The sequence below is a fragment of the Chryseomicrobium excrementi genome (assembly GCF_002798305.1).
Taxonomy (GTDB): domain Bacteria; phylum Bacillota; class Bacilli; order Bacillales_A; family Planococcaceae; genus Chryseomicrobium; species Chryseomicrobium excrementi.
The window spans coordinates 621,214-642,492 of record NZ_PCGR01000001.1 but is presented as its reverse complement, the minus strand read 5'-3'; the positions used below and the strand labels follow the sequence as shown (position 1 = coordinate 642,492).

22 protein-coding genes are annotated in these 21,279 nt (G+C 44.3%); all 22 read left to right on the top strand.

Annotated features, from left to right (window positions below; translation table 11 throughout):
* Positions 1–44 precede the first annotated feature (44 nt).
* The 22 genes from fapR (at position 45) to topA (ending at position 21,269) form a co-directional block, all read left to right on the top strand.
* Complete coding sequence (gene fapR / locus CQS04_RS03225; protein ID WP_100352997.1) at positions 45–623, top strand: transcription factor FapR; 579 nt, start codon at positions 45–47, stop codon at positions 621–623.
* Positions 620–1,612: a phosphate acyltransferase PlsX gene (gene plsX / locus CQS04_RS03220; RefSeq protein ID WP_100352747.1), complete on the top strand. Its 993-nt coding sequence runs from the start codon at positions 620–622 to the stop codon at positions 1,610–1,612. The genes fapR and plsX overlap by 4 nt, the downstream gene beginning before the upstream one ends.
* Entirely contained in the window at positions 1,609–2,550 is a 942-nt protein-coding gene (fabD, locus tag CQS04_RS03215; RefSeq protein WP_100352746.1) for an ACP S-malonyltransferase, read from the top strand. Before plsX ends, fabD begins: the two co-directional genes overlap by 4 nt.
* Positions 2,550–3,293, top strand: coding sequence for a 3-oxoacyl-[acyl-carrier-protein] reductase (fabG, locus tag CQS04_RS03210; RefSeq protein ID WP_100352745.1), 744 nt, complete (start codon positions 2,550–2,552; stop codon positions 3,291–3,293). Before fabD ends, fabG begins: the two co-directional genes overlap by 1 nt.
* 52 nt (positions 3,294–3,345) lie before the next feature.
* A complete protein-coding gene (acpP, locus tag CQS04_RS03205; RefSeq protein WP_094941632.1) occupies positions 3,346–3,585 on the top strand; it encodes an acyl carrier protein in 240 nt (79 codons plus the stop codon).
* 115 nt (positions 3,586–3,700) lie between these two features.
* On the top strand, positions 3,701–4,435 hold the full coding sequence (gene rnc / locus CQS04_RS03200) for a ribonuclease III (protein ID WP_100352744.1): 735 nt from the start codon (positions 3,701–3,703) through the stop codon (positions 4,433–4,435).
* Between the two features lie 2 nt (positions 4,436–4,437).
* Complete coding sequence (gene smc / locus CQS04_RS03195) at positions 4,438–7,983, top strand: chromosome segregation protein SMC (protein WP_100352743.1); 3,546 nt, start codon at positions 4,438–4,440, stop codon at positions 7,981–7,983.
* 12 nt (positions 7,984–7,995) lie between these two features.
* Complete coding sequence (gene ftsY / locus CQS04_RS03190; RefSeq protein ID WP_100352742.1) at positions 7,996–9,012, top strand: signal recognition particle-docking protein FtsY; 1,017 nt, start codon at positions 7,996–7,998, stop codon at positions 9,010–9,012.
* 64 nt (positions 9,013–9,076) lie between these two features.
* Entirely contained in the window at positions 9,077–9,403 is a 327-nt protein-coding gene (locus CQS04_RS03185) for a putative DNA-binding protein (protein ID WP_100352741.1), read from the top strand.
* A 12-nt stretch (positions 9,404–9,415) separates the two neighbouring features.
* A complete protein-coding gene (ffh, locus tag CQS04_RS03180; protein WP_100352740.1) occupies positions 9,416–10,771 on the top strand; it encodes a signal recognition particle protein in 1,356 nt (451 codons plus the stop codon).
* A 93-nt stretch (positions 10,772–10,864) separates the two neighbouring features.
* The gene (gene rpsP, locus CQS04_RS03175; protein WP_094941638.1) at positions 10,865–11,137 is read left to right on the top strand and encodes a 30S ribosomal protein S16; all 273 of its coding nucleotides are present in this window, start codon (positions 10,865–10,867) and stop codon (positions 11,135–11,137) included.
* 14 nt (positions 11,138–11,151) lie between these two features.
* Positions 11,152–11,385 carry a KH domain-containing protein gene (locus CQS04_RS03170; RefSeq protein WP_094941639.1) on the top strand — a complete coding sequence of 78 codons (234 nt, stop codon included), beginning with the start codon at positions 11,152–11,154 and terminating at the stop codon, positions 11,383–11,385.
* A gap of 62 nt (positions 11,386–11,447) precedes the next feature.
* The gene (gene rimM / locus CQS04_RS03165; RefSeq protein WP_100352739.1) at positions 11,448–11,966 is read left to right on the top strand and encodes a ribosome maturation factor RimM; all 519 of its coding nucleotides are present in this window, start codon (positions 11,448–11,450) and stop codon (positions 11,964–11,966) included.
* Positions 11,963–12,694 (top strand): tRNA (guanosine(37)-N1)-methyltransferase TrmD, encoded by a 732-nt coding sequence (trmD, locus tag CQS04_RS03160; RefSeq protein ID WP_100352738.1) that lies wholly within the window; start codon positions 11,963–11,965, stop codon positions 12,692–12,694. Before rimM ends, trmD begins: the two co-directional genes overlap by 4 nt.
* A gap of 128 nt (positions 12,695–12,822) precedes the next feature.
* Positions 12,823–13,167: a 50S ribosomal protein L19 gene (rplS, locus tag CQS04_RS03155; protein WP_094941642.1), complete on the top strand. Its 345-nt coding sequence runs from the start codon at positions 12,823–12,825 to the stop codon at positions 13,165–13,167.
* A gap of 117 nt (positions 13,168–13,284) precedes the next feature.
* Positions 13,285–13,842, top strand: coding sequence for a signal peptidase I (gene lepB / locus CQS04_RS03150; RefSeq protein WP_100352737.1), 558 nt, complete (start codon positions 13,285–13,287; stop codon positions 13,840–13,842).
* Positions 13,843–13,852: 10 nt separating this feature from the next.
* Positions 13,853–14,716 (top strand): ribosome biogenesis GTPase YlqF, encoded by an 864-nt coding sequence (gene ylqF, locus CQS04_RS03145; protein WP_100352736.1) that lies wholly within the window; start codon positions 13,853–13,855, stop codon positions 14,714–14,716.
* A gap of 518 nt (positions 14,717–15,234) precedes the next feature.
* A complete protein-coding gene (locus tag CQS04_RS03140) occupies positions 15,235–15,993 on the top strand; it encodes a ribonuclease HII (protein ID WP_100352735.1) in 759 nt (252 codons plus the stop codon).
* Between the two features lie 105 nt (positions 15,994–16,098).
* Positions 16,099–17,259: an ADP-forming succinate--CoA ligase subunit beta gene (sucC, locus tag CQS04_RS03135; RefSeq protein ID WP_100352734.1), complete on the top strand. Its 1,161-nt coding sequence runs from the start codon at positions 16,099–16,101 to the stop codon at positions 17,257–17,259.
* 18 nt (positions 17,260–17,277) lie between these two features.
* Positions 17,278–18,180, top strand: a complete 903-nt coding sequence (gene sucD / locus CQS04_RS03130; RefSeq protein WP_100352733.1) for a succinate--CoA ligase subunit alpha — start codon at positions 17,278–17,280, stop codon at positions 18,178–18,180.
* Positions 18,181–18,242: 62 nt separating this feature from the next.
* Positions 18,243–19,097 carry a DNA-processing protein DprA gene (dprA, locus tag CQS04_RS03125; RefSeq protein WP_100352732.1) on the top strand — a complete coding sequence of 285 codons (855 nt, stop codon included), beginning with the start codon at positions 18,243–18,245 and terminating at the stop codon, positions 19,095–19,097.
* A gap of 96 nt (positions 19,098–19,193) precedes the next feature.
* Positions 19,194–21,269, top strand: coding sequence for a type I DNA topoisomerase (topA, locus tag CQS04_RS03120; RefSeq protein WP_100352731.1), 2,076 nt, complete (start codon positions 19,194–19,196; stop codon positions 21,267–21,269).
* Positions 21,270–21,279 lie beyond the last annotated feature (10 nt).

Sequence of the window (21,279 nt, the reverse complement as noted above, 5' to 3'; positions counted from 1 at the left end):
TTATATACTGATATTAGTACCAAGTGCTAATTGAGGTGATAATTCTGCGTTACTCTAAAAAAGACCGACAAACCGGCTTGAAAAAAAAGCTGGATGACAACCCATTTATTACAGATGAACAATTAGCTACTGCTTTTCATGTGAGCGTGCAAACCATTCGCTTGGACCGTATGGAACTTTCCATCCCTGAACTACGTGAGCGAATCAAACATGTGGCTACGGATCGTCTAACCACGGTGCGCTCCTTAACGGAAGATGATGTGATTGGTGAAATTATTGACCTGACTTTAGGCGAAACGGCGATTTCTATGCTAGAAATTGGACAAGAGCACGTATTCCACACACGAAATATTGCTCGAGGCCACCATTTATTCGCTCAAGCGAATTCATTGGCTGTTGCGCTTTTAGATGACGAGCTCGCCTTGACCAAAAAAGCTACGATTCATTTTGTGAAACAAGTGAAAAAAGGAGATCGTGTCGTAGCGAAAGCCAATGTAACGGCTCGCTATAACGAGCGAAACTCTACCATATATGTAACTAGCAAGGTACATCAAGAAGTCGTGTTCGAAGGCGAGTTTGAGATGTATCACGTGTCCAAGACAGAAGAGAAGGTGACAGAATGAAATTAGCTTTAGACGCAATGGGTGGAGATAATGCCCCACGTGAAATCGTAGAAGGTGCGTACCGTGCACTCGACGCCTTCACCGATATTGAAATCCAGCTTTACGGAATTGAAGCGGAAGTCTCACCGCTGCTCAAACAGCATGACCGTTTAACATTTATTCCAACTACAGAAAAGATTGAAGCGACCGATGAACCAGTCCGTGCCATCCGCCGTAAAAAAGATGCCTCAATGGTTCGTATGGCACAAGCAGTAAAAGACGAAGAAGCAGATGCAGCGATTTCAGCAGGGAATACTGGTGCCCTTATGGCATCAGGGCTGTTTATTGTCGGCCGTATTCCAGGGATTGACCGTCCAGCATTAGCGCCGACCCTTCCAACTATTGATGGCAAAGGGTTTGTCATGCTTGATCTTGGTGCTAATGCAGATGCGAAGCCAGAGCATTTGGTTCAGTACGCTATAATGGGGTCCATCTACGCACAAAATGTCCGTTCGATTGAGCGCCCGAGAGTGGGACTGTTAAATATCGGGACGGAACCTGGCAAAGGAAACGATTTGACCAAACAAGCATACAGCTTACTTGAAGAAGCACCCGTTCACTTTATAGGCAATGTGGAAGCGCGTGACCTGTTAGACGGAGTTGCTGATGTCGTAGTAACAGACGGATTTACAGGGAACATGGTATTAAAAACGATTGAAGGTACGGCTGGAAGTCTGTTCAAGATGTTGAAGGCGACATTTATGAAGTCCACTAAGACGAAACTTGCTGCCGCACTTGTCAAAAATGATCTGTCCGATTTGAAAGGCTTGATGGATTATACGGAATACGGAGGCGCAGGCTTGTTCGGTCTCAATGCACCTGTTATCAAGGCGCACGGTTCGTCTAACGCCAATGCCATCTTCCACGCTATTCGCCAAGCACGTACCATGGTGGAATGGAATGTCAGTGGTGTAATTGCAGAAACCATCAGAAAGGACCAATCCGAATGAAAATTGCATTTTTATTTCCAGGTCAAGGATCACAAACAGTAGGAATGGCTAAAGATCTAGTCAGTACTTATTCCAAATATGAAAAGTATTTAGCAACAGCTGAAAAGTCACTCGGTTTTTCTATTTCTACTCTTATGTTTGAAGGCCCGATGGAAGACCTGACGAAAACATACAATGCCCAACCGGCTCTACTACTTAGTAGCACGATTGCAGCGTCACTACTAATGGAGTACGGCGTGCAGCCTGACTATTTGGCAGGTCACTCATTAGGAGAATATTCTGCTCTGGTCATGGCCGGTGCGTTATCTGTAAAAGACGGTGCCACTATCGTGCACAAGCGCGGAAAATTTATGAATGAGGCTGTTCCCGCAGGTCAAGGAGCGATGGCTGCCATCTTAGGTATGGAACCAGGGCCTCTCGAGGAAGTAACAGATGCGATTACAGCTAGCGGTCACCCTGTACAAATTGCAAATTTGAATTGCCCAGGACAAATCGTAATCTCGGGAACTGCAGAAGGAGTGCGTCTTGCATCCGAATCGGCAAAAGAAAACGGAGCAAAGCGAGCCATTCCGTTAGCGGTTAGCGGGCCATTCCATTCATCGCTTATGCGGCCAGCTTCTTCAAAGCTTGCAGTAGAACTTGCTATGATTTCAGTCAATACACCGAAAGTGCCGGTCATTGCCAATGTGACGGCAGAGCCGGTGATGGCAGCAGAACCAATTCGTCAGTTGTTGATCGAGCAAGTGACAGCACCTGTCCGCTGGGAAGAATCCGTGCGAAAAATGATTGACCTCGGAGTCGACACATTTATTGAGTGTGGACCGGGAAATGTCCTCTCTGGACTTGTGAAAAAAATTGACCGTTCGGTTACAACACTTTCCGTCCATGATTCGGAGAGTCTTGTGAAGACGATTCAGTTTGTGAAAGGGGTCTCTTAATGACTTTACAAGGAAAAACAGCGATTGTAACAGGTGGTTCTCGTGGGATTGGTAGTTCCATCGCAAAATATTTAGCTGCTAAAGGCGCCCAGGTCGTCGTCAATTACAGTGGCAGTCAACAAAAAGCAGAGCAAGTGGTAGCAGATATTGAAGCGGCAGGTGGCAAAGCGATTGCTGTCAAAGCGTCCGTTTCTAATCATGACGAAGTCACTGCGCTTATTAAAGAGACGGTGGATACATTTGGCCGTGTCGACATCCTTGTCAACAATGCAGGGATCACAAGAGACAACCTCTTGATGCGCATGAAAGATTCCGAGTGGGATGAAGTCATCGATACGAACTTAAAAGGCGTGTTTATGACGATGAAAGCCGTCACGCGTCAAATGATGAAACAGCGTTCGGGACGCATCATCAACATTTCATCAATTGTTGGAGCTTCTGGAAACCCTGGACAAGTGAATTATGTGGCAGCTAAAGCAGGTGTCATCGGAATGACCAAGACGGTAGCGCTCGAACTTGCCTCCCGTGGAATCACGGTGAACGCAATTGCTCCCGGATTTATTGAAACGGAAATGACAGAACAGTTACCGGAAGATATTAAATCAGCTATGCTCAGTCAAATTCCACTGAGCCACTTTGGAAAACCGGAAGACATCGCGGCAGCAGTAGCCTTTTTAGCATCAGACGATGCCAGCTACATCACAGGACAGACGCTTCATGTGAACGGCGGAATGTACATGTAATCTAGGCAATCGCCTTGAAGTTTCGTATACTAGTGAGGGGAGGTGACATCACATGTCAACAGTATTAGAGCGCGTAACTAAAGTCATCGTAGACCGTTTAGGTGTGGATGAGAGCGAAGTGAAGATGGAAGCTTCTTTCCGTGAAGATCTAGGCGCGGATTCATTAGACGTTGTAGAGCTTGTTATGGAACTTGAAGATGAGTTCGATATGGAAATTTCTGATGAAGAAGCAGAAAATATTTCAACTGTAGGTTCAGCGGTAACATACATTGAAAGCAAACTTGGTGAATAAGAAGGTATACAGCCGGTGAGACGTGTCTCTCCGGCTTTTACTTTTACTATGCAACAACTAGAAATAGCAGTAAACTAGTAAGGAAAGACCGCTAGATAGAGAAAGGCTGAGGAGAATGAAAGACCAAAAGAAAAAACCACTATATAGCCAAGAGGCAAAAAAGAAGATTGCAGAATTCCAACAGGAATCAGGAATCGTATTTACAAATGAAAGCCTTTTATTTGAAGCATTCACGCACTCATCTTATGTGAACGAGCATCGCCGCAAATCGTTCATTGACAATGAACGCCTTGAGTTTTTAGGAGATGCAGTATTAGAACTCGCTGTCTCTCAATATTTATTCCACCGCTACCCGAAAATGACTGAGGGAGAGTTGACGAAACTTCGTGCGTCGATAGTCTGTGAACCGTCCCTTGTTCATTTGGCCAATGAGCTTCAATTAGGAACTTTTATCTTATTAGGAAAAGGCGAAGAGAATACAGGAGGGCGCAAGCGCCCTGCTCTTCTTGCGGATGTTTTCGAAGCGTTAGTCGGAGCAATCTATCTAGATCAAGGGCTTGATAAAGCAACCGAATTATTAGAGCGGGTCATGTTCCCAAAAGTAGAAGTGGGAGCTTTTTCAAAAGTATCGGATTACAAAAGCCAGCTTCAGGAATTGATCCAACAAGACAATGCAGGCCAGTTAAAATACGAAATTGTAGATGAAAAAGGACCAGCACACAATCGTCTCTTCATTTCTCAAGTCTCGTTAGATGATAAACCCCTTGGTACTGGCAGTGGGCGTTCTAAAAAAGAAGCGGAACAACAGGCTGCGCAGGTCGCGATTGAGAAAGTGAAGACGGAGGAATAACTATGTTTTTAAAGAGGCTTGAAATTGTAGGCTTCAAATCGTTTGCAGAACGTATTGCTGTGGATTTCGTTCCTGGGGTCACAGCGGTCGTCGGACCAAACGGAAGTGGAAAAAGCAATATCACGGATGCCATCCGCTGGGTGCTCGGAGAACAATCTGCTAAGTCGCTTCGCGGAGCCAAAATGGAAGATGTTATCTTTGCGGGGAGTGCATCGAGAAAAGCGCTAAATTTTGCTGAAGTCACTTTAGTACTGGATAACAGCGACCAGCTACTTCAGACGGAATATGAAGAAGTCAGTGTCACTAGACGCGTCTACCGCTCGGGAGATTCGGATTACTTATTGAACAGACAGAACTGTCGCTTAAAAGACATTACGGAACTGTTCATGGACTCTGGTCTCGGAAAAGAAGCGTTTTCTATCATCTCGCAAGGGAAAGTAGACGAGATTCTAAACAGTAAAGCTGAAGATCGCCGCGCGATTTTTGAAGAGACGGCAGGCGTCTTGAAATACAAACAGCGTAAGAAAAAAGCAGAGTTTAAGCTTATTGAGACCGATGACAACTTAAGTCGAGTGCTCGATATCTTACACGAACTAGAAGGACGGATTGAACCGCTTCAGATCCAAGCATCCGTAGCTAAGGATTATTTGGCGTTCGCAGAAGAGTTAAAAGACAGAGAAGTCAGCCTAGCCCTTCATGACATCTCTCATCAGACAGTTGAACTTGAAGTGAATAGAAAAGAAAAAGCGTCATCTAAAGAAGAGATGGATCGGTTGACGAAAGAGCGGGAGCAGATGCTGGTGCAGTTGAAACAGTCCAAAGCGTCCCTATCCGACCTGGAGCTGCAACTGGATCATCTCCAAGATGAAGCGTTACAAATTTCGGCAAGCCTTGAGCGTCAAGAGGGTCGCAAGCTAGTGCTTGTTGAAAAGCAGAACAACCGGGCACAACAAGTTGACAAGTTAACGCGCTCCCTTGAAGTAGCGACTCAAGAACTTCAAGGCATCGAAGCTAGAGTGCAACAAGTGACCGAACAAAAGCATGTGCACGCGCAAAAGGTGAAAGCCCTTCGTTCAGAGCGGGCAAAATTGGAACAGTTGACCGGAACATCCGAACAACAAATCGAAGAGCAGATAGAACAATTGAAATCTGAATATATCGAGCTGTTGAATGAGGAAGCGGCCCTTAAAAATGAGCAGCGCATCCTGCTTCAACAAAATGAAAAGCAGCTGGCTCATTTAGAAAGATTTTCGCAAGAAGTGGATGAAATTGAGATCCATTTAGCCGATTCAATAGAGCAAGTAGATGCAGTGACTCTTGAAAAAGAACGGATTGATCAAGAGTTACAGCAGGCCCTGACGTTGCACCGAGAAAAGAAGCAACAAGCAGACCGCGTTACAGAGGAGTACGAGAAAAAGCGTCAGTTGGTGTTTGATGGCTATCAACAGCTTCATCAATTGCGAGCCAAACGAGACTCACTTACAGAACTTGAGGAAGAGTTCAGTGGGTATTTCCAAGGAGTCAAGGAGCTTTTAAAGCAACGTGAGACGAGGAAGCTTTCCGGTATTCATGGTGCAGTGGCTGAGTTGTTTACGATTCCTTCTGAATATATAGCAGCAATTGACACGGCAATCGGCGGCCAAGCACAGCATGTGGTCGTCGAGTCAACAAAAGATGCGCAACAAGCGATCGCGTTTTTAAAACAAAATCGCTACGGACGAGCGACGTTCCTTCCAATGGAAGTCATCAAACCACGCCATGTGGCAAGCCACCAGCTTCAAAAAGTAACTGGTCATCCAGCTTTTATCGCCACAGCGAATGACCTTGTAACGACTGATTCAGCGTATCAAGCGATTCGTGACAATTTATTGGGCACAACTATTGTTGCAAAGGATTTAAAAGGTGCAACAGAACTTGCTCGTGTCGTGCAGCACAGTTACCGTATTGTGACGCTTGACGGAGATGTTGTGCATCCAGGAGGCTCTTTAACCGGTGGAGCTGCTAAAAAACAGAGCTCGGTCTTCACTAGAAAAGCGGATCTTGAAAACTATACAAAGCTCGTACATAAGTTAGAAAAGGATCTGGCTCGTGCAGAGGCAGTTGTGGCAGACCTGAAAGAACAAAAGGCCCATCTTAATCGAGAAGTAGATAAAGTGACGGCCGACGGAGAGCAGCTGCGACAAAAACAACAGACCTTACACCGCGACTTGGTCACTGCTAGTTCCCAATTAGAAAAATGGCAAGAAAAGCATGCGGTCTATCACTTGCAGCAACAAGAACAAGGGGAAGACCGTGATGTAGCAAGTGCGCGCCTACAAGAAATTAAAGACCAATTGGAGCGCTTTGCAGAGCAGACAGCCGCTATACAACAACAAATTCAGTCTCTCACAGAAGTAAAGACCAAAACAGTGGAAGAAAAAGATGCGCTCCAGCATCAGCTCGGGGAATTGTTGACGACAATTGCAGTAGAAGGGGAACGGGGGCAACAGTTTGACCGCGACCTGTCGGCACTGATCGAGTCACGGGATAAAGCAGCACAGCAAATCAAACTTTGGGAAGACGAGCTGTCTTGGTATCAGACAGGGCACGATCAGCAAACGGAAGAAGAGCTTGATCAAGAGATTGTGAAATTGGCTGAAACCAAGAAAGAGCTGTCACTTAGAATTCAACAATTGCGTGACAGACGGATGACCCATCAACAACAAATACGTAAAACCGAAATCACGGAAGAAGCGTGTTCTTCGAGCTTACGAGAGGTTTCCATCCGACATGAGAAAACAACGCTTATCTGCGAACAGCTTGAAAAGTCGATTCATAGCCTTCATACGCTTCTTTTTGAAGAATATGATTTAGATTTCGAAGAAGCGAAGTCGCAGTTCACTCTCCCGCAAGATAGTGAAAAAGAACGTTCTAAGATTCGTTTACTCAAGAAATCAATTGAAGAGTTGGGGCCAGTAAATCTCTCTGCAATTGAAGAGTTTGAACAAGTGAATGAGCGTTATCAGTTCTTGACCGAGCAGCGAATAGATCTACTTGAAGCTAAAGAAACACTTCACGTGGCTATCGCAGAGATGGATGAAGAAATGACAGAGCGGTTCTCTACTACGTTCTTTGAAATCCAAAAACATTTCCGCGTGGTCTTCCGCAAACTCTTTGGTGGAGGTCAGGCAGATCTTGTGATTACTGAGCCAGACAACATGCTTGAAACGGGTATTGAAATCGTCGCACAACCGCCAGGTAAGAAATTGCAAAACCTGTCACTACTCTCAGGTGGGGAACGAGCGCTAACGGCCATCGCCTTACTATTTGCAATCTTACAGACGCGTCCGGTTCCTTTCTGTATACTAGATGAAGTAGAAGCAGCACTCGATGAAGCGAATGTCGTGCGCTATAGCGATTACTTGAAGCAGTTTGCTGATGACACCCAATTCATTGTCATCACACATCGTAAAGGGACCATGGAAGGCGCGGACGTCTTGTACGGGGTGACTATGCAGGAATCAGGCGTTTCAAAGCTGGTCTCTGTAAAACTTGAAGATTATGTATAAAGGATGAGGACAATGAGTTTTTTTAAAAAGTTAAAAGAAAAAATGTCCGGTACACCGGAAGAACAGATTGAAAAACAAAGTATTACCGAAAAATTTAAAGGGGGTCTTTCAAAGACTCGTGACCAATTTACATCTAAGGTAAATGATCTTGTTGCCAAATACCGAAAAGTGGATGAAGACTTCTTTGAAGAACTCGAAGAATTGCTTCTTCAAGCAGACGTCGGATTTGAGACAGTCATGGAACTGATGGACAAGCTGCGTTACGAAGTACAGCGCAAGAACATCAAAGATACGTCAGGTATCCAGTCTGTCATTGCAGAAAAACTTGTGGAGATCTATGAAAGTGGGGAAGAGCAGTTAGCTGAGCTTCAACTGCCAGAGACAGGTCTCGGTGTCATCCTTTTAGTTGGGGTGAACGGGGTCGGTAAAACGACGACAATCGGGAAACTCGCACACCGCCTGAAACAACAAGGAAAAACGGTGATGCTCGCTGCAGGAGATACATTCCGTGCAGGAGCCATCGATCAATTACAGGAGTGGGGCAACCGAACGGGTGTAGAAGTCGTCAAACAGGCAGAGGGTTCCGACCCGGCAGCTGTCATGTACGACGCAGTCCGTGCAGCAAAGAGCCGCGGTGTGGACGTGTTGATCTGTGACACAGCAGGACGTTTGCAAAATAAAGTGAATTTGATGAATGAGCTAGAAAAGATTCACCGCGTGATCTCGCGTGAACTTCCAGATGCTCCGCATGAAGTTCTCCTAGCACTCGATGCTACCACGGGTCAAAATGCCTTGATTCAAGCGCAGACTTTTAAAGAAGTAACCAATGTCACAGGTATTGTACTAACGAAGTTAGACGGTACAGCTAAAGGTGGGATTGTCCTAGCCATCCGCAACAAGCTGGGAATCCCAGTGAAATTTGTTGGTCTAGGCGAACAAATGGATGATCTGCAGCCTTTTGATGCAGACAAATATGTGTACGGTTTATTTGCTGAAGGGCTGGAACTAGAAGATACTGAAGACAAGTAAAATTACTTGACACTACGTTGGGCACCTACTAAACTAGTGGGTGTACCTATAAAGGAGCGAGAAGATGATTGAGAAAACGACCCGTATCAACTTCCTTTTTGACTTTTATCAATCTCTTTTAACCGATAAACAGCGCTCATATATGGAACTGTATTATTTAGATGATCTCTCATTAGGAGAAATCGCCGAGGAATATGAAATATCGAGACAAGCGGTCTACGATAATATTCGTCGAACAGAAATGATGCTTGAAGAGTATGAAACGAAATTAAACTTGTTTGAGAAATTTGAGCAGCGTCAGCAATTGATCGAAGAGCTTGAAAAGACCATTGCGGAAGGTACTGACGAACAGCTACACGCAATTCTAGAACAATTAAAAGGCGTCGAATAGGAGGAGCACATAATGGCTTTTGAAGGATTAGCAGAACGACTCCAAGTGACGATGCAAAAGATTAAAGGTAAAGGAAAGATTTCCGAGGCGGACGTCAAAGAAATGATGCGTGAAGTTCGCTTTGCTTTGATTGAAGCGGACGTCAACTTGAAAGTCGTCAAAGAATTTATAAAGACGGTTTCCGAACGTGCTGTTGGTCAAGACGTCATGAAGAGTCTAACACCAGGTCAGCAAGTCATTAAAATCGTTAAAGATGAATTGACTCAACTCATGGGTGGAGAACAGAGTAAGATTGCATTTTCTACGCGACCACCCACTGTCATTATGATGGTTGGTCTGCAAGGTGCCGGTAAAACCACGACCAGTGGGAAACTTGCATCCGTTCTTCGCAAAAAGTACAACAAGAAACCACTTCTTGTAGCAGCGGATATTTACCGCCCGGCTGCCATTAAACAGCTTGAAACGCTCGGGAAACAGCTCTCATTGCCTGTATTTTCGTTAGGGACGGAAATCTCGCCAGTCGAGATTGCACGCCAAGCGATTGAGCATGCGAAACAAGAGCACCATGATGTGGTCATCATTGATACGGCTGGTCGTCTCCACGTGGATGAAGCATTGATGGACGAGTTGAAGCAGATTCGCGCTATTAAAGAGCCGGATGAAATCTTCTTAGTCGTGGATTCCATGACCGGGCAAGATGCGGTCAATGTGGCATCAAACTTCAATGAAGCTCTAGGGATAACTGGGGTCGTCTTGACGAAACTTGACGGAGATACGCGTGGGGGAGCTGCACTTTCGATTCGTTCTGTCACTCAGAAACCGATTAAATTCGTCGGTATGGGTGAAAAGATGGACGCTCTCGAAGAATTCCATCCAGACCGTATGGCATCGCGTATTTTAGGTATGGGAGATGTACTATCCCTCATCGAGAAAGCACAGACAGAGGTCGATGAGTCGAAAGCAAAAGAACTTGAAGAAAAGATTCGGACGCAATCGTTCACGTTTGATGACTTTATTGAGCAGCTGCAACAAGTGAAGAAGATGGGGCCTCTTGATGAGATCTTGAAAATGCTTCCTGGTGCAGGTAAAATCAAGGGTCTTGAGAACGCAAAAGTGGATGAAAAGCAGATGGGTCGTGTAGAAGCGATCATCTACTCCATGACACCACATGAAAAAACGCATCCAGAAACTATCAATGGCAGTCGGAAAAAGCGAATTGCAAAAGGCTCGGGAACATCTATTCAAGAAGTGAACCGTCTTCTAAAGCAATTTGACGATATGAAAAAGATGATGAAACAGATGTCTTCTATGCAACAAAAAGGCAAGAAAAAGATGAATTTCCCTGGTATGGACGGGTTATTTCGATAACTTTATGTAGTGTTAAGAAAAAACACTTTACAAACTAAAAAAAGCTTGGTAATATACTATCTTGTGTGAAACTATTCGGAGGTGCACTAACAAATGGCAGTAAAAATTCGTTTAAAACGTATGGGAGCTAAAAAATCTCCTTTCTATCGTATTGTAGTTGCTGATTCACGTTCTCCACGTGACGGCCGTCAAATCGAAACAGTGGGTACATACAACCCACTAACTAAACCAGCTGAAGTTAAAATCAATGAAGAACTTGCATTGAAATGGCTTCAAGATGGAGCAAAACCATCTGATACAGTACGTAACTTGTTCTCTGAACAAGGTATCATGGAAAAATTCCATAACTCAAAATTCAATAAATAATCGGAGGTGACAGCATGAAGCAGCTGATTGAAACGATCGTTACACCACTTGTTGACTTCCCGGAATCCATTGAGGTCCATGAACAGACTTCAGGCAACCGAGTCGTCTATAAGCTTTCTGTACATCCAGAAGATATGGGGAAAGTAATTGGGAAACAAGGGCGCGTCGCGAAAGCGATTCGTACAATTGTCTATTCAGCAGCAAGCAGTCACCAATCAAAACGTGTTTTTGTCGATATTATGGATTGATCAAAAGGAAGAACTCACTGGTTCTTCCTTTTTGTTCGTTTACGTAGAGGGAGGAAATTACTATGACAGAATGGTTAAATGTCGGAAAGATTGTCAATACACATGGGATTCGTGGAGAAGTCCGCGTAATGTCTTCAACAGATTTTCCGGAACAGCGCTTTAAAAAAGGCGCTAAACTAGGCTTGTTTACCGGTGACCAGCTTGTTACAGAAGTAACAGTCGCATCACACCGTACCCATAAAAATTTCGACTTGTTGACGTTCGTGGGCATGCCGTCTATAAATGAGGTCGAGCGTTACCGAGATCATTTATTAAAAGTAGAGAAGACCGCACTGACAGAGCTCGAAGATAATGAGTTCTATTATCATGAGATTATCGGCTGTGCAGTCTATTCAACAGATGGGGATGAGCTCGGTACCGTAACGGAGATTCTAGCTACTGGAGCTAATGACGTATGGGAAGTCACACCGAAAAAAGGGAAGAAGCACTACATCCCGTATATCGAACAAGTTGTAAAATCAGTAGACCCGGCTGAGAAGAAGATTGTGATTGAAGTCATGGAAGGACTGCTCAGTGAATGAAAATTCAAGTGCTGACGCTGTTTCCTGAAATGTTTGAAGGGGTCTTTGGTTCTTCGATTTTAAAGAAAGCTCAAGAGGCTGGACGTGCGGATCTTGAAGTGATCAACTTTAGAGACTTTTCAACGTCGAAGCATAAACAAGTAGACGATTATCCGTATGGTGGTGGAGCTGGAATGGTGTTGAAGCCAGAGCCCCTGTTTGCAGCGGTGGAAGAGCTGAAGAGTGCGTCTAGTAAACCACCTCGCGTCCTGCTGATGTGTCCTCAAGGGCAGCGCTTTACGCAAAAGAAAGCAGAAGAACTCGCTGAAGAAGAGTCGCTTGTTGTCATCTGTGGTCATTATGAAGGCTATGATGAGCGAATCCGTGAGCACTTAGTGACGGACGAGATCTCCATTGGTGATTTTGTGTTAACTGGTGGAGAGCTGGCGGCCATGACGGTCGTCGACAGTGTGGTCCGTTTATTACCTGATGTATTAGGTAAGCAGGCGTCACATGAACAAGACTCGTTTTCTACAGGACTTCTAGAACATCCTCATTACACACGTCCTGCTGATTTCAACGGCATGAAAGTACCAGATGTATTACTCTCTGGAAACCATGCAAAAATTGAACAGTGGCGTCGTGAACAATCCTTGAAACGGACATTTGAACGCCGTCCAGATTTACTGGAAACGGCAGAGTTATCCGAACAAGACCAAGCTTATTTAAAAACGTTAAAATCTGACTGACAAGTATTGCAACTTGTCAAACTTTGTGCTATGATGACTGATGTGCTTCTTATAAGTTGCACCTATTTTGGATGTTCCGCTGCAGCGGATATGCGTGTAAGAGCATTCGTATAAGGAGAGAAATGATTATGCAAAACATTATTTCAGAGATTACAAAAGATCAGCTTCGTTCTGACCTACCAACATTCCGTCCTGGAGACACTGTACGTGTACACGTTAAAGTTGTCGAGGGTACTCGTGAACGTTTACAGATGTTCGAAGGTGTTGTAATCAAACGTCGTGGCGGCGGTATCAGCGAAACTTTCACAGTTCGTAAAATTTCTTCTGGTGTAGGAGTTGAGCGTACATTCCCTGTACACACACCGAAGATTGCACGTCTTGAAGTGGTTCGTCGTGGTAAAGTACGTCGTGCGAAATTGTACTACCTACGTAACCTACGTGGTAAAGCAGCTCGTATTAAAGAACTTCGCTAATTGGAATACTGTATGTTGTCGCAAGACAGCATACAGTATTTTTATTTGGGCAAGGCTGACAGTAGAGAAAACCCTGTAATTTTTGTAAGATAGAAGCTGAGGGGAGAGCGAGCTACTATGGAAACAACTAAAAAGAAAAATGAAGTATGGGAATGGGCAAAAGCCATCCTGATTGCATTCAGTATTGCGGCCATCATCCGGTTCTTCTTATTCACACCGATTGTGGTGGACGGGGAATCTATGATGCCAACACTACATGATGGAGACCGTATGGTCGTCAACAAGATCGGCTATGAAATTGGAACTCCTGAACGATTTGAGATTGTCGTATTCCATGCACCTGAACAAAAAAACTATATTAAACGCATCATAGGTCTTCCTGGAGATCATGTTGCCTATAAAGATGACCAATTGTACATCAATGGTGAACCTATCGATGAGCCCTATTTAGATGAAAAGAAAGCTGAAATTACAGAAGGAACTCTAACGGAAGATTTTACTCTTGAAGAGAAGACGCAGTTGTCGGAAATTCCAGAAGGCTATTTCTTCGTGATGGGAGACAACCGTCGCTATTCAAAAGATAGCCGACACATTGGTCTTGTACCCCAAAATGAAGTGATTGGAACGACCAATCTGATTTTCTGGCCTCTTCAAGATGCGACCATCATAGAGTGAAGGTGATGACATGACCATTCAATGGTTCCCTGGCCATATGGCGAAAGCCCGTCGGGAAGTAACAGAAAACTTAAAATTAGTTGATATCGTTTTTGAGCTGGTCGATGCACGTCTACCGGTATCATCAAGAAATCCGATGCTCGAGCAGATCGTCCATCAGAAAATCAAATTGATGATTTTGACGAAAGCCGACATGGCAGACGAAAAACAGACAGTCAAATGGATTCACTATTTTGCGGATCAAGGGATCCAAGCAGTGGCTATCAATTCTTTTGAAGGGAAAGATCTTCAAAAGGTATTGAAAGAAACAAAAGTGCTGCTACAGCCAAAGTTTGACCGTATGAAAGCACGCGGTATGAAACCAAGAGCCATCCGTGCGATGATTCTCGGAATTCCAAACGTCGGAAAGTCGACATTGATCAATCGTTTTGCGAAAAAGAACATAGCGCGTACTGGGAACACTCCAGGTGTTACGAAGTCACAGCAGTGGATCAAGATTGCAAAAGAGCTAGAGCTTCTGGATACACCAGGTATTCTGTGGCCGAAGTTTGAAGACCAGCAAATCGGCTTCAAATTAGCGCTCTCAGGAGCCATCAAAGACGCCGTGCTGCGTATGGAAGATCTAGCAGTCTATGCCTTACGTTTTTTAGAGGAGCATTACCCAGAGCGCTTACAGGAACGGTACCAGCTGACTACAGTCGGTGATGACTTGGAAGCTGTATTCACTCACATCGGTCAATTGCGCCAAACGTTTGCTGCCGGTGGAGAGATTGATTACGATGCCGTGGCAGAGCTGATTGTGCGTGATGTTCGGAATGAGCATCTTGGCCGTTTAACGTTTGATTTTGTGGAAGAACAAGACCCTTTGGACTAATCCAAGGGGTTTTTTGCTAGATCTAGAAATTAAATTGAGAATGCAATAGTGTTCTTTTATAAAATATTTTTAACAGCTGAACCGACTTTTACGCTTAAATCGTGCCTGACTTGGCACTGTTTCCAGAAGGGCCGTGCCGAATCTTCCCAATCGCTTCACGGGTGAAGCGACACGGGTGATATCCGGCATCGACCTGAGCCTTTAGAAAACAGCCCCAAGATCTACGGCACGCTTTTTCGCTTTCAAATAAAATGGATTCGAGAACATACATAATTTTGAACCTGAGATGCCTCTTTCCCAGGGAATTAAGAGGTTCTCGGAGACCCCGCAGGAGTAAAGCGAAGCTTTGTTCACGACGAGGAGGCTTCGAGGTTCTCCCCTTGGAAAGGGGCTTCTCAGGTAAAACTCGCTACACAAATATAGAATTCTGATGGCCACTCCCACAGATAAGCGTTTCTTTTCCGAACGCTCTCAATAAGCTGATTAAACTACATGATTAAATGAAAGGGGTCGATGAGATGGAGTCGATTCAAACCATTAAAGAAAAACTGAAACTGCTTGAACACGAGACCGAATGGCTCAGCGCACTCAGACAAGATGCACGTAGTGGCGTCCAAAAGCTCATCACAAGCTGGGATCGCAAACAAGCCAAGCGTGAGCAGCGCTGGACCGACTATTTAGAGCGCACCGCATTCGATCGCTCTTTTGGCGAAGGAATCGTAGTAGGAGTCGACGAAGCAGGCAGAGGTCCGCTGGCAGGACCAGTCGTCACCGCAGCTGTTATTTTACCTGAAGACACGACAGCGCTCTGGGAAGTCAATGATTCCAAACAGCTCACTAAAGAAGCACGAAAGCGTCTGGCATCACTTATCCGTCAACACGCTGTCAGTTATGCAGTACATATTCAATCAAGAGAACAAATCGATCAGCTCAACATTTACGAGGCGACAAAACAATCTATGGTAGTAGCAATTGAACTACTCGACCTGACTCCAACTATCATTTTATCGGATGCCATGCCATTACCTGTGACACAGCCGTGTCATGCCATTATCAAGGGAGACGCGAAAAGTCTGTCAATTGCGGCTGCCTCTATTCTCGCAAAAACTACTCGTGACGCGTATATGGAGGAGCTAGCAACCAAGTATCCTCAATTTGGTTTTGAGCAGCATGCAGGCTACGGAACGCCCTCTCACTTGCAAGCAATTGAAGAGTACGGCATATGTGAAGAGCATCGTCGCTCATTCGAACCGATAAAATCCCTTGTTGCAAAATGAGAGAAATTTGAAAATTCGCAGTTTCAGACTTTTATGGACATATTGTGACAGGTTTTATACAATGGGGAAGGTAGTAAACTCAATAGTTCGATTGGAGGACGCACAATGAATATCCATGAATACCAGGGAAAACAATTGCTACGTCAATATGGAGTTGCCGTGCCAAATGGAATCGTTGCTTTCTCACCTGAAGAAGCAGTGAAAGCAGCAAAAGAATTAGGCTCAGCAGTAACCGTTGTCAAAGCACAAATCCACGCAGGTGGTCGCGGTAAAGCTGGCGGAGTTAAGATTGCTAAAAATCTTGATGAAGTCCGTGAATACGCAAAGGAACTTTTAGGTAAAGTTCTTGTGACGCACCAAACAGGTCCAGAAGGTAAAGAAGTGAAACGTATCTACATCGAAGAAGGTAGCGATATTCAAAAAGAATATTACATCGGCCTTGTATTAGATCGTGCAACTTCACGTGTCACTCTTATGGGTTCTGAAGAAGGCGGAATGGATATCGAGGAAGTAGCAGCGAACACACCTGAAAGACTTTTCTACGAGGAAATTGATCCAGTAGTCGGCCTAACAGGATTCCAAGCTCGTCGCATGGCGTTCAACATGAACATCCCAGCGAAGCTTGTAAACAAAGCTGTTAAATTCATGATGGGTCTTTACAAAGTATACGTCGAAAAAGATGCAGCTATCGTGGAAATCAACCCACTAGTTGTAACTGGCGACGATCAAGTTATCGCTCTTGATGCGAAATTCAACTTCGATGCAAACGCATTGTACCGTCATCCGGAAATCATGGAAATGCGTGATTACGATGAAGAAGATGCAAAAGAAATCGAAGCATCAAAATATGACCTTAGCTATATCTCTTTAGATGGCAACATCGGCTGTATGGTTAATGGTGCAGGTCTAGCTATGGCTACAATGGATACAATTAGCTACTACGGCGGCTCACCCGCTAACTTCCTTGACGTTGGGGGCGGTGCTACAGCAGAGAAAGTAACGGAAGCATTCAAAATCATTCTTTCAGATAAAAACGTAAAAGGTATTTTCGTAAATATCTTCGGCGGTATCATGAAGTGTGACGTTATTGCTGAAGGTGTCATCATCGCTGCTAAAGAAGTAGGACTACAAGTACCACTTGTTGTTCGTCTTGAAGGTACGAACGTTGACTTAGGTAAGAAAATGCTAAATGAATCTGGATTGAACATTATCGCTGCAGATTCTATGGCAGACGGCGCACAAAAAATCGTGAAACTTGTAGGATAAGAAAGGCAGGGAGATAAAATGAGCGTATATATTAATAAAGATACGAAAGTACTCGTTCAAGGAATCACGGGCTCAACTGCTCTTTTCCATACAAAACAAATGATTGAGTACGGTACAAAAATCGTTGCAGGTGTGACTCCTGGTAAAGGCGGCACAGAAGTAGAAGGCGTTCCAGTTTTCAACACTGTTGAAGAAGCTGTTAAAGCTACTGGCGCTAATGTATCTGTTATCTATGTACCTGCACCATTCGCTGCAGATGCAATCTTAGAAGCTGTTGATGCTGAACTTGATATGGCGATCTGTATCACAGAGCACATCCCAGTTCTAGACATGGTTAAAGTGAAACGCTACATGGAAGGTAAAAAGACTCGCTTAGTCGGTCCTAACTGCCCAGGTGTTATCACAGCTGATGAGTGTAAAATCGGAATCATGCCTGGCTACATCCATACAAAAGGTCACGTTGGAGTGGTTTCTCGCTCTGGTACGCTTACGTATGAAGCGGTTCACCAGTTAACTCAAGAAGGAATCGGCCAAACAACTGCTGTTGGTATTGGTGGAGATCCAGTTAACGGAACAAACTTCATCGATGTTCTTAAAGAGTTCAACGAAGATGAAGACACATATGCTGTCGTCATGATCGGTGAAATCGGTGGAACTGCAGAAGAGGAAGCGGCTGAGTGGATCAAAGCTAACATGAAGAAACCAGTTGTCGGCTTCATCGGCGGTCAAACTGCACCTCCAGGAAAACGTATGGGTCACGCAGGAGCTATTATCTCTGGTGGTCAAGGTACAGCTGAAGGTAAAATTAGCGCAATGAAAGATGCAGGTATGAAAGTAGCTGCAACTCCATCAGTAATTGGAGAAACTTTAATTGAAGCAATTAAAGAAGCAGGTCTTTACGACGCTTGTAAAACACATTAATATGAAAGATACGGCAGCCGCCGTATCTTTTTTTATCCCCAAATCTACTAATGAGGTGACTTTTGAACAAACGTCAACACTTGCTGGCTCTACACAGTCTTTTACCCTGGCCATGGAACCGTCTCAAACCGATCTACAACTACTTGATATCTTCCCATACAGCATCACTAGCCCCACCTAAAATCCCCAATGTAGTCCAACAAAAATGGTCCGAAGCTTTAACTTTTCCCTTCGATGTCTACTACGAACAACACATGATCACACCTATTACTATATTCGATGATTCCTATCCACCGCGTCTCAAAGAATTACACGATCCTCCTGCTGTGGTCTATATAAAAGGTCATGCCGAATTACTTGAGAAACGTGTATTGGCTATCATTGGCTCTCGAAAAGCTACTTCCTATTCGAAAGAGTGCATTGCACAGTTTATGCCGTATTTTAAAGATCAGGACTGGGTCGTCTGTAGTGGCATGGCGGTAGGAGCAGATACGATGGCTCATGAAGCCGCACTAGTACATGAAGTACCCACAATTGCTGTGCTAGGGTCTGGGTTCCAATTTATTTACCCGACATCAAATCGCAACTTATTTGAACATCTTGCAAAAGATCATCTCGTCATCAGTGAGTATCCACCGCATACAGCTGTTTCTCCTCACCAATTTATCGCAAGAAATCGCATCATCAGCGCATTGTCTGATGGATTGCTTGTTACAGAGGCTGAAAAAAAGAGTGGCACCATGTCCACTGTGGAGTTCTCACTAGACCTTGGTAAAGAAGTGTATACCGTGCCGGGAAGGATTGATTCTCCTCTTAGTGCAGGACCTCATATTTTGATTCAACAAGGGGCTCATCTGCTGCATTCGATAGAAGATTTACAGGACATTTTTGGGACTCAAAAAAACTTCCTGAGATGAAAAGCCTTGCAATCAGTGGAAAACTGTTATACATTTTGCTTCAGGTATTTGTTTTTATCGTGAAGCGGATTACCTTCTATTTAAAGGAGGCCAATTATGTCAGATTATCTAGTCATTGTAGAGTCCCCAGCCAAAGCGAAGACCATAGAGAAGTATTTGGGGAAAAAGTATAAAGTGAAAGCATCCGTAGGCCACGTGATTGATTTACCACGTAGTCAGATGGGTGTCGATGTAGAGAATAACTACCAACCAAAATATATAACGATTCGTGGAAAAGGCCCTGTTCTTCAAGAACTTAAGACAGCTGCCAAAAAAGCGAAAAAAATCTATCTCGCGGCTGACCCCGACAGAGAAGGGGAAGCGATTGCATGGCACCTTGCTAATGCGCTTTCCATTGATGCAGATTCCAATTGCCGAGTTGTATTCAATGAAATCACAAAAGATGCGGTCATTGAATCGTTCAAGCATCCACGACCTCTAAATCGTGATTTAGTCGATGCACAACAAGCGCGACGTGTTCTTGATCGTCTCGTAGGGTACAACATCAGTCCAATACTATGGAAGAAAGTCAAAAAAGGACTTTCTGCAGGTCGCGTCCAATCGGTAGCATTACGTTTAATCATCGATCGTGAAAATGAAATCAAACAATTCGTTCCAGAGGAATACTGGTCAATTGAGGGCGTCTTTGAAAAAGGAAAGAGCGTGTTCGATGCCATGTATTATGGCACTACGAAAGAAAAGAAAAAACTGACTTCTAAAGAAGAAGTCGACGCTGTATTGAAATCAATGAAAGGCAAGCAGTTTACTGTAGAGAAGGTCGTCAAGAAGGAACGCAAACGCAATCCTTCTCCAGCATTCACGACTTCTTCGCTACAACAAGAGGCAGCACGTAAACTGAATTTCCGAGCTCGAAAAACGATGATGCTTGCTCAGCAGCTCTATGAAGGAATCGACCTTGGAAAGAAACAAGGAACAGTCGGTTTGATCACTTATATGCGTACGGACTCCACTCGAATTTCAGATAGTGCGAAAACGGAAGCGTCAAGCTATATCGAAGAAAAATACGGCAAAGAATTTAATTCAACGACCGGGGCAGCGAAATCTACTAAAAAGACACAAGATGCCCACGAAGCGATTCGTCCAACAAGTGCTTTGAGAACACCAGATGAAGTAAAAGCTATTTTGTCACGTGATCAGTACCGCTTGTATAAGTTGATATGGGAACGTTTTATCGCTAGTCAAATGTCAGCTGCTGTATTAGATACTGTAGCTGTTGACCTCGTCAACCAAGATGTGATGTTCCGTGCGAACGGGTCGCAAGTGAAATTTGCAGGGTTTATGAAGGTGTATGTGGAAGGCTCCGACGATCAAGTGGATGACAAAGACAAGTTGCTACCAGACTTAGCTGAAGGGGAAAAAGTAAAAGCTTCTGACATTGAACCGAAGCAGCATTTCACGCAACCACCTCCACGCTATACGGAAGCGCGTCTAGTCAAGACGCTTGAAGAACTGGGCATAGGTCGTCCATCAACATTTGCACCGACACTCGATACGATTCAAAAACGAGGCTATGTCACACTTGAAACAAAGCGTTTTGTTCCAACTGAGTTAGGTACGATCGTACATGAACTCATGATTGAGTTTTTCCCAGATATTATTGATATTGAGTTCACTGCTCAGATGGAGCAAGATCTAGACCGAATCGAAGACGGTCAGATTGAATGGGTAAACTTGATAGACCGGTTCTATGTTGACTTTGAAAAACACATCAAACATGCAGATGAAGAGATGGAAAAAATCGAGATCAAAGATGAACCAACGGGTGAAGATTGTGAAAAATGTGGATCACCTATGGTCTATAAATTAGGACGTTATGGAAAGTTCATGGCATGTAGTAATTTCCCGGATTGCCGGAATACAAAAGCAATCGTCAAAGAAATCGGCGTTCCGTGTCCTACTTGTAAAAAAGGACAACTCCTGGAGAGAAAGAGTAAGACAAAACGTATTTTTTACGGTTGCGATCAGTTCCCGGAATGTGATTTTGTCTCTTGGGACAAACCAATCAGTCGTCCATGTCCGAAGTGTGAAGCACTTCTAGTGGAGAAAAAGCTGAAAAAAGGCATTCAAATTCAATGTGTGTCTTGTGATTATAAAGAAGAAGTACAAAGCTAGAAAGAAGGCA

What these genes read in the sequence shown, in the direction of transcription:
- fabG (WP_100352745.1), top strand. Translation starts at nt 2,550, where the DNA reads ATGACTTTACAAGGAAAAACAGCGATTGTAACAGGTGGTTCTCGTGGG.
- CQS04_RS03185 (WP_100352741.1), top strand. Translation starts at nt 9,077, where the DNA reads ATGATTGAGAAAACGACCCGTATCAACTTCCTTTTTGACTTTTATCAA.
- sucD (WP_100352733.1), top strand. Translation starts at nt 17,278, where the DNA reads ATGAGCGTATATATTAATAAAGATACGAAAGTACTCGTTCAAGGAATC.
- plsX (WP_100352747.1), top strand. Translation starts at nt 620, where the DNA reads ATGAAATTAGCTTTAGACGCAATGGGTGGAGATAATGCCCCACGTGAA.
- ffh (WP_100352740.1), top strand. Translation starts at nt 9,416, where the DNA reads ATGGCTTTTGAAGGATTAGCAGAACGACTCCAAGTGACGATGCAAAAG.
- rpsP (WP_094941638.1), top strand. Translation starts at nt 10,865, where the DNA reads ATGGCAGTAAAAATTCGTTTAAAACGTATGGGAGCTAAAAAATCTCCT.
- sucC (WP_100352734.1), top strand. Translation starts at nt 16,099, where the DNA reads ATGAATATCCATGAATACCAGGGAAAACAATTGCTACGTCAATATGGA.
- rplS (WP_094941642.1), top strand. Translation starts at nt 12,823, where the DNA reads ATGCAAAACATTATTTCAGAGATTACAAAAGATCAGCTTCGTTCTGAC.
- acpP (WP_094941632.1), top strand. Translation starts at nt 3,346, where the DNA reads ATGTCAACAGTATTAGAGCGCGTAACTAAAGTCATCGTAGACCGTTTA.
- lepB (WP_100352737.1), top strand. Translation starts at nt 13,285, where the DNA reads ATGGAAACAACTAAAAAGAAAAATGAAGTATGGGAATGGGCAAAAGCC.
- smc (WP_100352743.1), top strand. Translation starts at nt 4,438, where the DNA reads ATGTTTTTAAAGAGGCTTGAAATTGTAGGCTTCAAATCGTTTGCAGAA.
- trmD (WP_100352738.1), top strand. Translation starts at nt 11,963, where the DNA reads ATGAAAATTCAAGTGCTGACGCTGTTTCCTGAAATGTTTGAAGGGGTC.
- fabD (WP_100352746.1), top strand. Translation starts at nt 1,609, where the DNA reads ATGAAAATTGCATTTTTATTTCCAGGTCAAGGATCACAAACAGTAGGA.
- ftsY (WP_100352742.1), top strand. Translation starts at nt 7,996, where the DNA reads ATGAGTTTTTTTAAAAAGTTAAAAGAAAAAATGTCCGGTACACCGGAA.
- CQS04_RS03170 (WP_094941639.1), top strand. Translation starts at nt 11,152, where the DNA reads ATGAAGCAGCTGATTGAAACGATCGTTACACCACTTGTTGACTTCCCG.
- CQS04_RS03140 (WP_100352735.1), top strand. Translation starts at nt 15,235, where the DNA reads ATGGAGTCGATTCAAACCATTAAAGAAAAACTGAAACTGCTTGAACAC.
- rimM (WP_100352739.1), top strand. Translation starts at nt 11,448, where the DNA reads ATGACAGAATGGTTAAATGTCGGAAAGATTGTCAATACACATGGGATT.
- topA (WP_100352731.1), top strand. Translation starts at nt 19,194, where the DNA reads ATGTCAGATTATCTAGTCATTGTAGAGTCCCCAGCCAAAGCGAAGACC.
- ylqF (WP_100352736.1), top strand. Translation starts at nt 13,853, where the DNA reads ATGACCATTCAATGGTTCCCTGGCCATATGGCGAAAGCCCGTCGGGAA.
- rnc (WP_100352744.1), top strand. Translation starts at nt 3,701, where the DNA reads ATGAAAGACCAAAAGAAAAAACCACTATATAGCCAAGAGGCAAAAAAG.